Source organism: Streptomyces sp. NPDC087263 (genome assembly GCF_044744645.1).
Classification (GTDB): domain Bacteria; phylum Actinomycetota; class Actinomycetes; order Streptomycetales; family Streptomycetaceae; genus Streptomyces.
Genome location: NZ_JBIUYT010000001.1, coordinates 555,024 through 568,722 on the forward strand (window position 1 = coordinate 555,024; position 13,699 = coordinate 568,722).

The window sequence follows — 13,699 nt, forward strand, 5'->3', positions numbered from 1 at the left end:
CGGAGAGGTTAGCGTCTGTCCGTGCCACCTTCAGCCGAGTCAGCCCAATTGCCAGCGCGAACAGCGCACTTCGTCAACACCCCGACTGTCGCGGGCCTTTGGGAGCGGCACCGCGTCCCGCTCCTCGCCACCGCGCTCGCCCTCCCGCTTTACGCGCTCTGGGCGGCCTTCCTGGCCACCGGTGGCGGCGATCTCGCGGCCCAGGTGGCCTGGACGGACTTCGTCGCAAGGCACCCCGGCACGCCGTACGACCTCGCCTGGTACGGCGGTATCCACGTCGGCAGTTACAGCCTCGTCTCGCCCTGGCTGATGGCGGTGTTCGGGGTGCGCACCGTCACCGTCGTCGCCGGCGTCGCGGCCTCCTGGCTCGCGGCCAGTGTTTTCGTCCGCAGCGGTATCGACCGGCCCCTGTGGCCCGCGCTGCTGTCCACGCTCACCCTGTGGTGCAACATCGCGTCCGGCCGGTCCACCTTCGCACTGGGGGCAGCGATCGGCCTGGCCGCCTGCCTGGCGGTCACCGGACCGGCCCGGCGGCCCGTCCTGGCGGCCGTGTGCGCCGCGTTGAGCACCCTGGCCAGCCCGGCGGCCGGGCTGTTCCTGCTGGTCGTCGGAGCGGCCTGGCTGCTGGGCCGGGAGTTCACGAAGGCCCTCGCCCTGCTCGTGCCGCCGCTCGTCATGGTCGGGCTCACGACGCTGCTGTTCCCCATCGACGGCGAACAGCCCATGCAGACAAGCGACATCTGGAAACCGCTGCTGTTCGGCGCGATCCTCGTGGCGGCCGCACCGCGCACCTGGCGGAGCCTGCGGCTGGGCTCCGGCATCTACATGGCGGGGATCGTCCTCACCGTGCTGGTCGCCTCCCCCGTCGGCTCGAACGTCGTACGCCTCGCCGAGCTCTTCGCCCCGCCCGTCCTGCTGGCCGCCCTCCTGACGCCCGGCCTGGCCGCCCTACGCCGGATCGCGCTGGTGGCCGCGCTCGCCGTCTCGGTGAACTGGGTGGCCCAACACACCCAGCACGTCCTGGAGATGTCGACGCCGGTGCCGGCCTGGGCGACCCACACGGACGGCGTGGTGGCCGCACTGGACCGCCTCGGCGCCGACCGCACCCGCGTGGAGGTGGTTCCGGCCCTCAACCACCGGGAGACCACCGCTCTGGCTCCCCACGTCAACACCGCGCGCGGCTGGAACCGGCAACTGGACGTGGAGCGCGGCCCGCTCTTCTACGACGGCTCGTTCACCGAGCAGCGCTACCGTGCCTGGCTCGACCGGTGGGCCGTCGGCCTTGTCGTGCTGCCGCACGGCACCCCGGACTGGGCCGCCGAGGACGAGGCCGCCCTGGTACGCGCCGAGCCGGACTGGCTGGAACCCCTGTGGCAGGACGCCCATTGGAGCGTCTACCGGGTCGAGAACGCGACGCCCCTGGTCTCCGGAGGCGCCTCGGTCGTCGAGTCCGACGGGGCCGACATGGTCGTCCACGTCCCTGCACGCGGCTCCGTTACCGTCCGGGTCGCCCACTCCCCGTGGCTGCGCGCGGAGGGCGCCTGCCTTGAGCAGGCTGGCGACTGGACCCGACTCACCGTGCCGGCGGCGGGCGACTACCGACTCAGCTCCTCGTACCGACTGCCTTGGCAGGGACGGTGCTGATATCCACCGCCGGTTCCCTCGCAGCCACCACAGCCGCCGCGCGCGGCCCCGACAGCAGATAGACCAGCCCGAAGCCCGCCCCGATCACGAGCGCACCGCCCACGGCGTCCAGCACCCAGTGGTTGCCCGTGGCCACGATCGCGGACAGGGTGAAGAGCGGATGCAGTAGACCCAGCGCCTTCATCCAGCGCTTCGGGGCCATGACGACGATGATGATGCCGCACCACAGGGCCCAGCCGAAGTGCAGCGAGGGCATCGCCGCGTACTGGTTGGTGACGGCGGTCAGGGCGCCGAAGTCGGGGTTGTCGAGGTCCTGCGTCCCGTGCACCGTGTCGATGAAGCCGAGGCCCGGCATCAGGCGGGGCGGCGCCAGGGGGTACAGCCAGAAGCCGAACAGGGCGAGCAGGGTGCCGAGTCCGAGAGTGGAGCGGGCCCAGCGGTAGTCGGCCGGGCGGCGTGCGTACAGGACTCCCAGGATGGTCAGCGGCACCACGAAGTGGAACGACGTGTAGTAGAAGTTGAAGAAGTTGACGAGCCACGGAATGCCCGCGACCGCGTGGTTCACGGTGTGCTCGACGTCGATGAAGAGCGCCTTCTCCAGCGAGTGGATCTGGTGGCCGTGTTCCTCGGCGGCGGGACGGCCGCCGCCCGCCGCGAGCCGTACGGAGGCGTAGGCGGCGTAGAACACGCGGATGAGGAGCAGTTCGAGCAGCAGGCTGGGCCGGGTGAGGGCCCTGCGCCAGGACGGGAGCAGCGGTACGCGCTCGAACCTGGCGGGGCGGGCAGGCGCGTACAGCGTGGAGTCGGGTGCCCGGAAGTAGGGCGACTGCAGCGAGAGGAACGGCACCGCGCACGCGGCGGCGAGGGCCGCGAGCAGCACCACGTTGTCGCGCAGCGGGTACAGAGCCGGCATGTTCGGCACCAGCATCTTCGCCGGCAGTGTCATGACGAGGATGACGACGACGGGCCACATGTAACGGTCAGAGGTCTTCCTGCCGACCCGCCCCACCACCGCGAGCAGCACCCACAGCAGCTGGTGCTGCCAGGTCGTCGGCGAGACGGCGACCGCGACGCAGCCGGTGATCGCGACGGCGAGCAGCAGCTGTCCGTCGCGCGCGTACCGCACGGCGCGGCGCAGGCCGAGGACCGCGACGGCCGCGCCGAGCAGCAGGAACAGGCCGATCTCCAGCGGGCCTTGGAGACCGAACCGGAGCAGCGCGCCGTGCAGCGACTGGTTGGCCAGACCGTCGGCTTCGCCGCCGAGGCCGACGCCCGCAAGGTGGTGCACCCAGTACGTGTACGAGTCCTGTGCCATCGCGGCCCACGCGACCGCCGTGAGGGCGGCGAAGGTGGCCCCCGTGGACACGGCCGCCTGTCTGCGGCCGGTGAACCAGAGCAGGGGTGCGAAGAGCAGCACGGTGGGCTGGAGGGCGGCGGCGAGGCCGATCAGGACGCCGCTGGCCCGCTGGCCGCGTACGGCGAAGCAGCCGAGCAGGACGAGCAGCACCGGGATGATGCTGGTCTGGCCGAGGTAGAGGGTGTTGCGCACCGGCAGGGACAGCATCAGCAGGCTGATCGTGACGGGCGCGGCGAGCAGGGACGCCCGCCGGGTCACGGGCTTGGGCAGGGCGCGTGCCGCGACCAGGCCGAGCGCGACGACCAGCAGCAGGGTGCCGAAGGTCCAGCCCCAGCCGAGGGCCTGCTCCGCGGAACGGGTGAGAGGTTTGAGGACGAGTCCGCCGAAGGGGGTGCCGGTGAACTGGGTCGAGTCGTACAGCGACCCCTTCACATGGAGCACGCCGTTCGTGCCGACCCAGGTCTCCAGATCCGTCACCCGCTCCCCTTTCGGGGTGCTCAGGACCACGGCGAGCTGCCGTACCGCGAGGACCCCGGCTATCACCCACAGCCCGATGCGGAGAACCCTCAGCCGTGCCCTCGCCCGCTCGGCCGCCCCCCCGCCGAAGGCATTACCCGCTCTTCCGCCGTGCTCCACATTCGCCACGCCGCGCCGGCCCTCCCGCCCCACTCGTCCCACGCGTCCCGTGCGCGGGTTCCCGTCCCGGTCCCCATGAGGCTCGCACCGCCTCCGGTGAAAGACGCAGGCAACCCCCTCTTCACCTGACGTCCTTCCGTCTTTTGTCCGGATGACGATAGTCGGCGCACGGTTCCGTTCCACCCCGGGTCCGCGACGCAGGTCACAGAGAGCCGCCCACCACCGCCTGGGCTGGCTCGAAACCACCGTCGCCCGACCGGGTTCCGGGCGTGAACACGGCGAAACCCACTGACAACGCCCGGCTTCCGCGACTAGATTCCCCTCATGGACTAGTTAGCGCATCTAACTAGGCATACGAAAGGCATGGTGCATGACCGAGTCGCAGCGCTGGAACGACGTCGACGACTACTTCACCACCCTCCTCGCCCCCGCCGACGAGGCCCTCACCGCCGCACTCCGCGACAGCGACGCGGCCGGACTGCCCCCCATCCACGTCGCCCCGAACCAGGGCAAACTGCTCCACCTCCTTGCCCAGATCCAGGGCGCCCGCCGCATCCTGGAGATCGGCACCCTCGGCGGCTACAGCACGATCTGGCTGGGCCGCGCCCTCCCGGCCGACGGCCGCCTGATCACCTTCGAGTACGACCCCACACACGCCGAGGTCGCCCGCGGCAACCTCGCCCGCGCGGGCCTCGACAAGATCGCCGAGGTACGGGTCGGGCCCGCCCTGGAGTCGCTCCCGAAGCTGGCCGAGGAGAACCCGGAGCCGTTCGACCTCGTCTTCATCGACGCGGACAAGGTGAACAACCCGCACTACCTCGAGTGGGCCGTCAAGCTCACCCGGCCGGGCAGCCTGATCATCGTCGACAACGTCGTCCGGGGCGGCACGGTCACCGACGCGGGCAGCACCGACCCGAGCGTGCGGGGCACCCGGGCCGCGCTCGAACTGATCGCCACTCACCCGAAGTTGAGCGGTACGGCGATCCAGACGGTGGGAAGCAAGGGGTACGACGGGTTCGCGCTGGCGCGGGTACTGGCCTAGAAACACCGGTCACACCTCGTGGTAGAAGCCCACGTTCACGCTGTACGGGCCGGTGCGGTCCAGGATCACGATCTCGCCGGAGCTGCCTGCGGGAAGCCTGGCCGTACCGCCGTACGGCAGGGGCTGGGTCACCTCACCGGCCAACGTCAGCCGCACCTCGGAGGAGGGCTCGGGCTGGGAGCCCTGGAGCCAGGTGACCTGCCAGGAGCCGTCCGGGCCGCACAGGAACTCCAGGTGCACCCTGGACACGAACAGCCAGTCGTCCGGGGTCACGAGACGGCACACGGCCTTGTCCCGGCCCACCCGCAGCATGGCACCGGGGTCGCTCGGCGCATCGGCCATCAGCATCCCGGCCGTCGCGCCCGCGTCCGCCCCGGTGACCGATGCCATGGTGAGTTCGAGCACGTGCGCTCCTTCGGTTCCCGCCGTCCAATTGTCCACCTACGGAGCGTGCTTGACGCGCCGCCGCCGAATGATAGTTCGCCCCGTCGCCCCTGCGTGCAGCCTCCTGCACAATGGACTCATGACCGAGCGCAAGCCACCCGATGTCAGCTTCGAGACGTGGGTCGACCGGCAGATTCGTGAAGCGGAGGCGCGCGGGGAGTTCGCGGAGCTCCCCGGTGCGGGCAAGCCGATGCCCGAGATCACGGACACGTCGTACGACGAACTGTGGTGGATCAAGCGGAAGATGGTCCGCGAGGGCCTGTCCGTGCTGCCTCCCACGCTGGCCCTGCGCAAAGAGGCCGAGGACGCGCTCGCGGCGGCTTCCGCGGCACCCTCGGAGCGGGTCGTGCGCCGCATCGTCGAGGACATCAACGCCAAGATCCGCGAAGTCATGTTCAAGCCGCCGCCCGGCCCACCCCTCGGGCTCAAGCCGTACGACGTCGAGGAGATCGTCCGGGAGTGGCGCGAGCGCCGGGAAGGTCCGGCCGCCGCCGCCCGGTGACGACTGAGGCCGCGCCCCGGGACATGGTCCGGGGCGCGGCCTCACTGGTGCCTGTGGTGCACCCGTACGTCGGGTGCGTCGCCGGTTCAGAAGTGGAGCAGGCGTTCGGTCACCTCGCGGTAGTCGCGCAGGGCGATCCGGAGCTGCTCGGTGTCGGCGCCGTTGCCGGTCTTCTCGTCGGTCTTCTTCTCGCCGGTCTTCTGCTGCCACGACGTACGCAGCGTGCTGCGCCGCCGGGTGACGGCGTCCGAGAACCGTGCGGCGAGCTCCTCCAGCACCTGGTCGGCCTCCGCCACCGAGTCCCGGGGCCCGTCGACGAACCCACCGACCGCGTGCCGCATCCGCAGCTCGAACTTGTCGCACTCGTCCTGCGGGAGCAGACGGGTGTCGTGATTGCGGTCGTTATCGTGGTCGTGGTCGTGATCCTGGTCCGGGAGCTGCCGGGTTTCTTGCGCGGTGGGCCGTGCGTGGGCGCCCGTAGGTGTAGCGCCGCCCTTGCCCTCGCGGGCCGCACTCTCACGGGCCGCACTCTCGCGGGCCGCACTCTCGCGGTTCGCGCTGTCGCGGTTCGCGCTGTCGCGGTTCGCGCTGTCGCCGGTCTCCCGGTCGAGGGCGCCGGCGCCCTCGCGGGAACCCATGCCGGAGGTGCCGATGCCCTCACGGGGCTCGGTAGCAGGGGCGGAGGCGGGGGCCGCGGTGGGGCGGGCCGGGTCCGTCCGGCGGGCGCTCGTGTCCTCGCCCAGCGGGGACTTCTGGCCCGCGGGAACCTCGCGGGCCGGAGGGGCCTCGCCGGGCACCGGGGGAACGCGGCCCTTCATCGGGTCGGAGCGGGTCGGGTCGGAGCGGGTCGGATCCGAGCGGGTCGCGTCCGAACGGGTCGCGTCGGGGCGTGACTCGTCGCGGCGGGACTCATCGCGGCGGGTCGGGTCCTTGGTGCCGTCGTCCGAGATGTCCTTCACGTTTCTCAACTCCCCTTCGCCTGGCGTTTGTTGACCGACCAGGGCAGGTGGGATCGGCCCTCGGGGGCGGAGCCCTCGGGGCGGGTGGCTGTGGTCCGGGCGGTGGACGACTTCTCGTCCGCGTCCGTCCGGTGACGGGGGGCGTCCTGGCCGCTGGGGGTCACCAGTTCCTCGAAGAGGACGCGGGCCTCGATCATGGCCTCGCGCAGCTCCTCGGTACTGCCATGACCGTCCGGGACGCGGGCCTGCGCGGCCCGGTGCACCCGGCGGTAGCCGTGGACGTGCGGGCCGTGGTGGACGGAGAGTGCCGCGTACTGCTCGTCGTACTGGCCGCCGTCGGGGAACCCCCGGGCGCCGGCCACTTCGCCGAGCAGCTGGTCGGCCTCGGTCACGGCTTCTTGCGGCGACTCGACGAAACGTTCCTGGGCGGCCGCCCAGCGGGCCGCGTACTGCTCGCGGACCGCGGGCTCGATGGCCCGCTCCCGCAGCGAACCGTGCCGGCTCACGCGTTCCGCGAGGTCCTGCTCCGCGGCCTTCACGTCTCCGTGGTGCCGGGCGACGGCCCGGTCGTATTCGGGCCCGAAACGCCGCTGCAGGCTGCGCCCGCCCTGCGGCCTTCGAGCGAGGAGGGTCACGGCGGCCGCGACAACGACAACGGCCGCCACGATCACGATCAGAGCGATGATCACGCCTGTGGACATGGGTGCCTTCCGAGGTATTCCCGGCCCAACGTCGGGCCGGTGCACCAACCGGGTTGCCCGCACAGCGCCTCTCAAACAGTGCGCGCCGCAGGGCCGTCCACCGAAATCCGCTTGCCTGCCCGGCAGGACAACCCGCGACAATGCCCGCCATGACCACGCCCCGTACGCCGGCTTCCTGGACCGTCGCCCCCGAACCCTTCGACTCCCCGATCGCCGCCGCGCTCTGGCGGTCGTACTACACGGAGGTCAGCGACCGCTGGTACCGGCTGCACGAGGGGCACCCGACGGATCCCGAGGAGCTGGAGCGTGAGGTCGCCGCCGACAACGGGGCCTGTTTCGTGCCGCCGGGCGGGATGCTGCTGGTCGCGCGGTACGACGGGGAGCCCGGCGGCACGGCGGGCGTGCGGATGCTCGACGCGGGCACCGGTGAACTGAAGCGGGTCTTCGTGCGCGAGGACCTGCGCGGCAAGGGCGGCGGCCCGGTGCTCCTCGCGGCGGCCGAGGAGGCGGCGCGGCGGCTCGGCGCCGAGCGGCTGGTTCTCGACACCCGCGGTGACCTGGTGGAGGCGCGTGCGCTGTATGCCCGGCACGGCTACGTGGAGACCGCGGCGCACAACGACGACGTCTACGCCGAGCACTGGTTCGAGAAACGGTTGGGTACGTCGGGCCGGTGAGGGTCAGGTGGTGCGCCGGGACACCGTGCCGTTGTGGGGGCGTTCTCCGTCGGAGCCGCACAGCTCCGCGTTCAACTCCTTGACCAGGCCTGCCAGATCGGCCGGGCGGTCCGGGCCCCACCAGTCGCCGAGCAGCTCCCCCAGGGACTCCTCACGCGCCTGGGACAGCTTCCCGGCGGCCTCCCGGCCCTCGTCCGTCAGCACCAGGTCGAGTCCCTCGCGGACGGCGAGCCGGCGCTCCTCGATCTGCCGGGCGGCGGCCATCACGACGGGCAGCGGTACGGCGCTGCCCTCGGACAGCTGGGCGGGCTCGGCCCACCCGTACTTCCTGATCCGCAGCAGCAGCCAGCTCGCGGCGGGCAGCAGGTCGTAGCCGGCCCGCGCGGTGATCTTCTCGTAGATCTCCCGCCGCCCCTCGCGGGTGCCGAGCACGGACAGCGCCCGGCACACCTCGTCGTACGACGAACGCTGCACCGGATTGGTCGCGAGCGTCTGGGCGGCGTCCGGCGCCGTGACCGACCCGCGCAGCTTGTCCTCGCGCAGGAACCACGCCAGTACGAAGCCCAGAAGGGCGACCGGGGCGGCGTACAGGAAGACATCCGTGATGGAGGAGGCGTACGCGTGCACGACCGGCGGTCGCAGCGCCGACGGCAGATCGGCGATGCCCTTCGGGTCGGCCTTGAGCGTGTTCACGCTGATGCCCGCCGGGAGCTGCTGTCCGCTCAGTGCGCTCGTCAGCCTGTCGCCGAGACGGCTCGCGAAGAGCGAGCCGAAAATGGCGACGCCGAACGAGGCGCCGATCGAGCGGAAGAAGGTGGCGCCGGAGGTGGCGACGCCCAGATCCTCGTACGAGACCGAGTTCTGCACGATCAGCACCAGCACCTGCATGACCAGACCGAGGCCCAGACCGAAGACGAAGAAGTACGCGCTCATCTCCCAGGTGCCGCTGAACTCGTCGAGCTGGTGGAGCAGCAGCAGGCCGACGGCCATGACCCCCGTACCGGCGATGGGGAACACCTTCCAGCGGCCGGTGCGGCTGACGATCTGCCCGGAGCCGGTGGAGGCGATGAGCAGGCCGAACACCATCGGCAGCATGTGCACGCCGGACATCGTCGGCGTCACACCCTGGACGACCTGGAGGAACGTCGGCAGATAGGTCATCGCGCCGAACATCCCGAAGCCGACGATGAAGCTGATGACGGCAGCGAGGACGAAGGTGCGGATGCGGAAGAGCTTGAGCGGGAGGACGGGTTCGGCCGCCCTGCGCTCCACGTTGACGAAGACCACGGCCAGTGCGACGCCCAGCACCGCGAGGCCGATGATCTGCGGCGAGCCCCAGCCCCAGGTGTTGCCGCCGAGTGAGGCCACCATGACCAGGCACGTGGCGACGGCGGCGATGAGGAAGGTGCCGAGGTAGTCGATGACATGCTTCTTGGAGCGGACCGGAATGTGCAGGACGGTCGCGATCACGGTGAGCGCCACGATGCCGATGGGCAGGTTGATGTAGAAGACCCAGCGCCAGCTCAGGTGTTCGGTGAAGAGCCCGCCGAGGAGCGGGCCGAGCACGCTCGACATGCCGAAGACCGCGCCGAACAGGCCCTGGTACTTGCCGCGTTCGCGCGGCGAGACGATGTCTCCGACGATCGCCATCGACAGCACGATGAGTCCGCCGCCGCCCAGGCCCTGCAACGCCCGGAAGGCGATCAGCTGAGGCATGCTCTGTGCGAGGCCGCACAGCGCGGAACCGATCAGGAAGATCACGATCGCGGTCTGGAAAAGCCTCTTCCGGCCGTACTGGTCGCCGAGCTTGCCCCACAGCGGGGTCGCCGCGGTCGACGCGAGCAGGTACGCGGTGACGACCCACGACAGGTGCTCCATGCCGCCCAGGTCGCTGACGATGGTCGGCAGCGCGGTCGACACGATCGTCTGGTCGAGGGAGGCGATCAGCATGCCGAGCAGCAGTGCGCCGATCGAGACGATGACGCTGCCGTGGGCGGTCTCGCCGGCATTGGTGGCGGCCGCGTCGCGGCGCCGGTCGGCGCTCTCGTTCACACCCCGCGGGGTGGGGTTCTCACCCTGTCCCAGCGGGGCGGGGGTTCCACCCTGTCCCAGCCGGGCGGGGTTCCCACCCTGCGGCCCGGGCTGCTCGCCGTCCGTGCCGTGCCCGTCCTCGGTCATGCGGACCTCCCGCCGGTCCCCGCGTCTCGGTCATCCTCCATCCTGATCGGTGTGACCGATTATGGCCTGTTGAGTCCCGTCCGCTCCTGCGGAGGGACAGATTCCGGGGGCTCCGGGGAGTTTATGTGGGGCATACGGATAATCTCGGGAGTTCCTCAGGGGGAGGAGAGGGGAGGGACCCACGCGTGACTGGACCGAACAAGCATGTCTGCCCCGAGTGCACGGCACCCCGCACGCCGCAGGGCACCCCGACATGCGGCTGCACCCAGCGGGCGTCGGACGCGCTGCGGGATGCGCGTACCGCGGAGGCGGCTGCGGCGGAGGACTTTGATCCGCTGCGGATTCGGCCTTATGTGGAGTTGGAGGCGGGGGAGACAGGTAGCGGCACCAGTGGTTTGGTGCCGAAGTACGCGCCGGTGCCGGTCGCCGTGCCGGAGGTCTCCGAGGAGGCCTCGGCGGCGACGATGCGGTTTGCCGCGGTGCCGGGCGGGGTCGTGGCCGGGGTCGGCGTCGGCGAGCGTCCGGATGAGCCGGCCCGGCGTCGGCGGCGGTTCGTGTTCCTGGGCGTCGGCGGGGCCGTGGTCACAGTGGTGGCCGCTGCGGGGTTCGCGAGCGGGTTCTTCACGTACGAGTCTCCCTCGCGGGACGAGGCCGCGCCGGACCTCATACGGGCGAGCGTGCCGGACGCGTCGCCCTCGTCCGCCTCCGCGGCGCCGTCCGCGAGCGAGTCGTCGGCGACGCCGGCGCCGGCCGCCCCGGCCCCGTCGCCCAGCACGAGCCGGTCGGCCTCGGCGCCACCCGCATCGAGCTCCGCCGCGACCCCGTCCTCCTCAGCGACCCCGACGCGGACGACCACGACGGAGAACGCCGACGACGCGGTGGAGGCCTCCGGCGTCGCCCCGGACGACGAGACCGCCGTCGAGGTCCTGCACCTCGGCGACAGCGGCCCCGAGGTCACCGAACTTCAGCTGCGCCTGGCCGAGTTGGCCCTGTACATCGGTGAAGCCGACGGCGACTACGACAGTCAGGTCGAGGACGCCGTGACCCTCTTCCAGCGGACATGGGGGATCACGGCCGACGAGCCGGGGGCGTACGGCCGGGCGACTCGCACGAGCCTGGAGGCGAAGACCGCGGAGCCGTGAGCGCGCCCGGCTGAGGGGGTGTGCCGTCTGGTGGGTGGGTCGGGGGCGCGCCGGTACGTCCCGCCCGTCGCCGCCGGATCAGACGTCGGGCAGGCAGTGGCGGGTCCGGTGACGCGAACGTACGCGACGGGCATCTGGACGTACCGGCACGCCCCCTTCCGCCGTCGTTCGGCTGCGGGTCGTGGGCGTGGGGCGGCAGCAATGCATTTCGGCTCCGGCCCGGCGGTCTTGGGGTCTGCGGCGCGTGGGGAGAGATGCGCTGCCATCCCGATCCCCCGCCCACGGGGGCAGCGCCTTCAGCCCGCCCGGCGTTTGAGGACAAGGCCGTTCAAGCCGATCCCCCACCCACCCGCGGGGGCAGCACTTTCAGCCCGCCGGGCACTTGAGGACAAGGCCGTTCAAGCCGATCCCCCACCCACCCACGGGGGCGGTGTTTTCAGCCCGTCCGGCGTTTGAGGACGAGCGCGTTCAGCGCGACTGCGGGGGTCTGGGGGCGGCAGCCCCCAGGGACAAGGGACGGGTAGGGGCGGAGGGGGCGAAAAAACTCACGGCCCGCACCGGCGCAGCCGCCGTCACCCCACATGCAGCCGAATCCCCCCGCCCCACATGGCCTCCACCCGCACCTGGGTCAGGTCACGGACGAGGGCGTCGGGACGGTGGACGGATGCCCGAGGGCCGACCCCGACGACGCGCATCCCCGCGGCACGCCCCGCCGATATCCCCGCCCCGGAGTCCTCGAAGACGACACAGTCCTCAGGCGCGACGCCGAGTTCAGCGGCGCCCTTCAGGAACCCCTCGGGATCCGGCTTGCTCGCCCCGACGGACTCGGCGGTGACCCGCACATCGGGAAGCGCAAGCCCGGCGGCAGCCATCCGCGCGGTGGACAGCCCCACGTCCGCGGAGGTCACGAGCGCGTGCGACAGCCCCCCGGCGGCAAGGGAGGCCAGAAACTCCGACGCACCCGGGATCGCGAAGACGCCGTCCATGTCGGCGGTCTCCTCGGCGAGCATCCGCGCGTTGTCCGCGTAGTTCTGCTCCATCGGCCGGTTCGGCAGCAGCACCGCCATGGAGGCGTACCCCTGCCTGCCGTGGACGACCTTCATGACCTCGTTCCCGTCCAGCCCGTGCCGGTCGGCCCAGCGGCGCCAGCAGCGCTCGACGACGGCGTCCGAGTTGACGAGGGTGCCGTCCATGTCGAGCAGGAGGGCGCGGGCGGTCAGAACGGTGGGAGCCGTCATCGGCATGCTCCAGAGCGCGAGAGACGTGGGAAACGCGGGACGTGGGACGTGGGAAACAAAACTGGAGCGTGGAGAACCCAGTAAAGGGGATCGGCTACGCCTCCCAGGAACAAGGTGACCCCGCCCGCCGGTCAGGGAGTACGGACGGGAGTCACTTTGTTCCTCAACCATACAAAAGGGGAGACTTCGGCGCCACCGCCTCCGACCAGGCATTCAATCGCCAGGTCTACGTACGGTCACAATCAGAGCAGCGGAAAGTCACCGCCAGGACGCCACAGGGACCGCCCGCCTCATCCCGTCACCGCCTCGAACAGGCTCCATACCCCCAGCCCCAGCATCAGCACCGCCGCGACCTTGGTCACCAGGCTCAGCGGCACCCGCTTCATCAGCGCCTTGCCGCCGACGATGCCGAGCCCGGCGACCGCCCACAGCGCGAGAACCGCGCCCAGGCCGACGGAGAGCGGGTCGTCGTAGCGGGCCGCGAGGTTCGCCGTCATGATCTGGGTGAGGTCACCGAACTCGGCGACCAGGATGAGCATGAAACCCGCCCCGGAGACCTTCCAGAAGCCCTGGTTCTCGGGCTTGCGGATCTCCCCCTCGTCCTCGTCCTTCTTGAAGAGGAGGACGGCGGCGCCGCCCAGGAAGAGCACGCCGGTGAGCGCGTGCAGGATCTGCTGCGGCAGCAGGGTCAGGACGCTGCCCGCTGCCACGGCGAGCGCGACATGGAGGGCGAAGGCGGCGGCGACGCCGACGAAGACGTACGAGGCGCGGTAGCGCGTGCCGAGGACGAGTCCGGCGAGGGCCGTCTTGTCCGGGAGTTCGGCGAGGAAGACGACGCCGAAGACGAGCGCCATCACGCTGAAGCTGATCAAAATTCCTCAATCGGTCGGGCTGCCCCACCGAGAGTCTGTGCTGCGCTGCGACACCTCGGCATGGCAGCGCACAAGGAGCCCGGGCCGAAAGGCACAGGCAGGTGCACTGCTTGCCGAAGGTCTCGCTGGCCGGCCCCGTGTGACGAGGTCTGCCTCCGGGCGCCGGCTCAGACGAGCTGAGCAGTATGTCGACGGTCCGGCGAAGAGCTACTCCCCTTCTGCGCCATCCATCGTACGGGATGGCGCTGCGGGCCCCGCAGGGGCATTGGTCCCGCCGCAGGCGTAGGAGTTCTCGTGCGTCAGAAGTGTT

The 13,699-nt window shown here is 71.1% G+C and carries 12 protein-coding genes; 5 read left to right on the plus strand and 7 right to left on the minus strand.

What is annotated here, in order from left to right:
• The first annotated feature begins 48 nt into the window (after nt 1-48).
• On the plus strand, nt 49-1,644 hold the full coding sequence (locus ACIPC1_RS02475; protein ID WP_402512596.1) for a hypothetical protein: 1,596 nt from the start codon (nt 49-51) through the stop codon (nt 1,642-1,644).
• Here the strand turns inward: ACIPC1_RS02475 and ACIPC1_RS02480 are convergent.
• On the minus strand, nt 1,604-3,646 hold the full coding sequence (locus tag ACIPC1_RS02480) for a bifunctional glycosyltransferase 87/phosphatase PAP2 family protein (RefSeq protein WP_402512598.1): 2,043 nt from the start codon (nt 3,644-3,646) through the stop codon (nt 1,604-1,606). The two genes, ACIPC1_RS02475 and ACIPC1_RS02480, sit on opposite strands and share 41 nt — an antisense overlap.
• 361 nt (nt 3,647-4,007) lie before the next feature.
• Here ACIPC1_RS02480 and ACIPC1_RS02485 point away from each other — a divergent pair, with 361 nt between their 5' ends.
• Entirely contained in the window at nt 4,008-4,679 is a 672-nt protein-coding gene (locus ACIPC1_RS02485; protein ID WP_402512600.1) for an O-methyltransferase, read from the plus strand.
• 9 nt (nt 4,680-4,688) lie between these two features.
• On the opposite strand, the gene ACIPC1_RS02490 is transcribed toward ACIPC1_RS02485, so the two are convergent.
• The gene (locus tag ACIPC1_RS02490; RefSeq protein ID WP_402512602.1) at nt 4,689-5,084 is read right to left on the minus strand and encodes a hypothetical protein; all 396 of its coding nucleotides are present in this window, start codon (nt 5,082-5,084) and stop codon (nt 4,689-4,691) included.
• A gap of 118 nt (nt 5,085-5,202) precedes the next feature.
• Here ACIPC1_RS02490 and ACIPC1_RS02495 point away from each other — a divergent pair, with 118 nt between their 5' ends.
• Entirely contained in the window at nt 5,203-5,625 is a 423-nt protein-coding gene (locus ACIPC1_RS02495) for a DUF1992 domain-containing protein (protein WP_402512603.1), read from the plus strand.
• Between the two features lie 86 nt (nt 5,626-5,711).
• Here ACIPC1_RS02495 and ACIPC1_RS02500 read toward each other — a convergent pair whose 3' ends face one another.
• Nucleotides 5,712-6,584, minus strand: coding sequence for a hypothetical protein (locus ACIPC1_RS02500; protein WP_402512604.1), 873 nt, complete (start codon nt 6,582-6,584; stop codon nt 5,712-5,714).
• 5 nt (nt 6,585-6,589) lie between these two features.
• Nucleotides 6,590-7,285 (minus strand): hypothetical protein, encoded by a 696-nt coding sequence (locus ACIPC1_RS02505; protein ID WP_402512606.1) that lies wholly within the window; start codon nt 7,283-7,285, stop codon nt 6,590-6,592.
• A gap of 140 nt (nt 7,286-7,425) precedes the next feature.
• Here ACIPC1_RS02505 and ACIPC1_RS02510 point away from each other — a divergent pair, with 140 nt between their 5' ends.
• Nucleotides 7,426-7,959, plus strand: a complete 534-nt coding sequence (locus ACIPC1_RS02510) for a GNAT family N-acetyltransferase (RefSeq protein ID WP_402512608.1) — start codon at nt 7,426-7,428, stop codon at nt 7,957-7,959.
• Nucleotides 7,960-7,962: 3 nt separating this feature from the next.
• Here ACIPC1_RS02510 and ACIPC1_RS02515 read toward each other — a convergent pair whose 3' ends face one another.
• Nucleotides 7,963-10,137 carry a DHA2 family efflux MFS transporter permease subunit gene (locus ACIPC1_RS02515; protein ID WP_402512610.1) on the minus strand — a complete coding sequence of 725 codons (2,175 nt, stop codon included), beginning with the start codon at nt 10,135-10,137 and terminating at the stop codon, nt 7,963-7,965.
• Between the two features lie 185 nt (nt 10,138-10,322).
• Between ACIPC1_RS02515 and ACIPC1_RS02520 the strand changes: the two genes are divergently transcribed.
• Nucleotides 10,323-11,279, plus strand: a complete 957-nt coding sequence (locus ACIPC1_RS02520) for a peptidoglycan-binding protein (protein ID WP_402512611.1) — start codon at nt 10,323-10,325, stop codon at nt 11,277-11,279.
• A 572-nt stretch (nt 11,280-11,851) separates the two neighbouring features.
• Here the strand turns inward: ACIPC1_RS02520 and ACIPC1_RS02525 are convergent.
• Nucleotides 11,852-12,523 (minus strand): HAD family hydrolase, encoded by a 672-nt coding sequence (locus ACIPC1_RS02525; protein ID WP_384392090.1) that lies wholly within the window; start codon nt 12,521-12,523, stop codon nt 11,852-11,854.
• Between the two features lie 284 nt (nt 12,524-12,807).
• Nucleotides 12,808-13,389: a TMEM165/GDT1 family protein gene (locus ACIPC1_RS02530; protein WP_384392087.1), complete on the minus strand. Its 582-nt coding sequence runs from the start codon at nt 13,387-13,389 to the stop codon at nt 12,808-12,810.
• Nucleotides 13,390-13,699 lie beyond the last annotated feature (310 nt).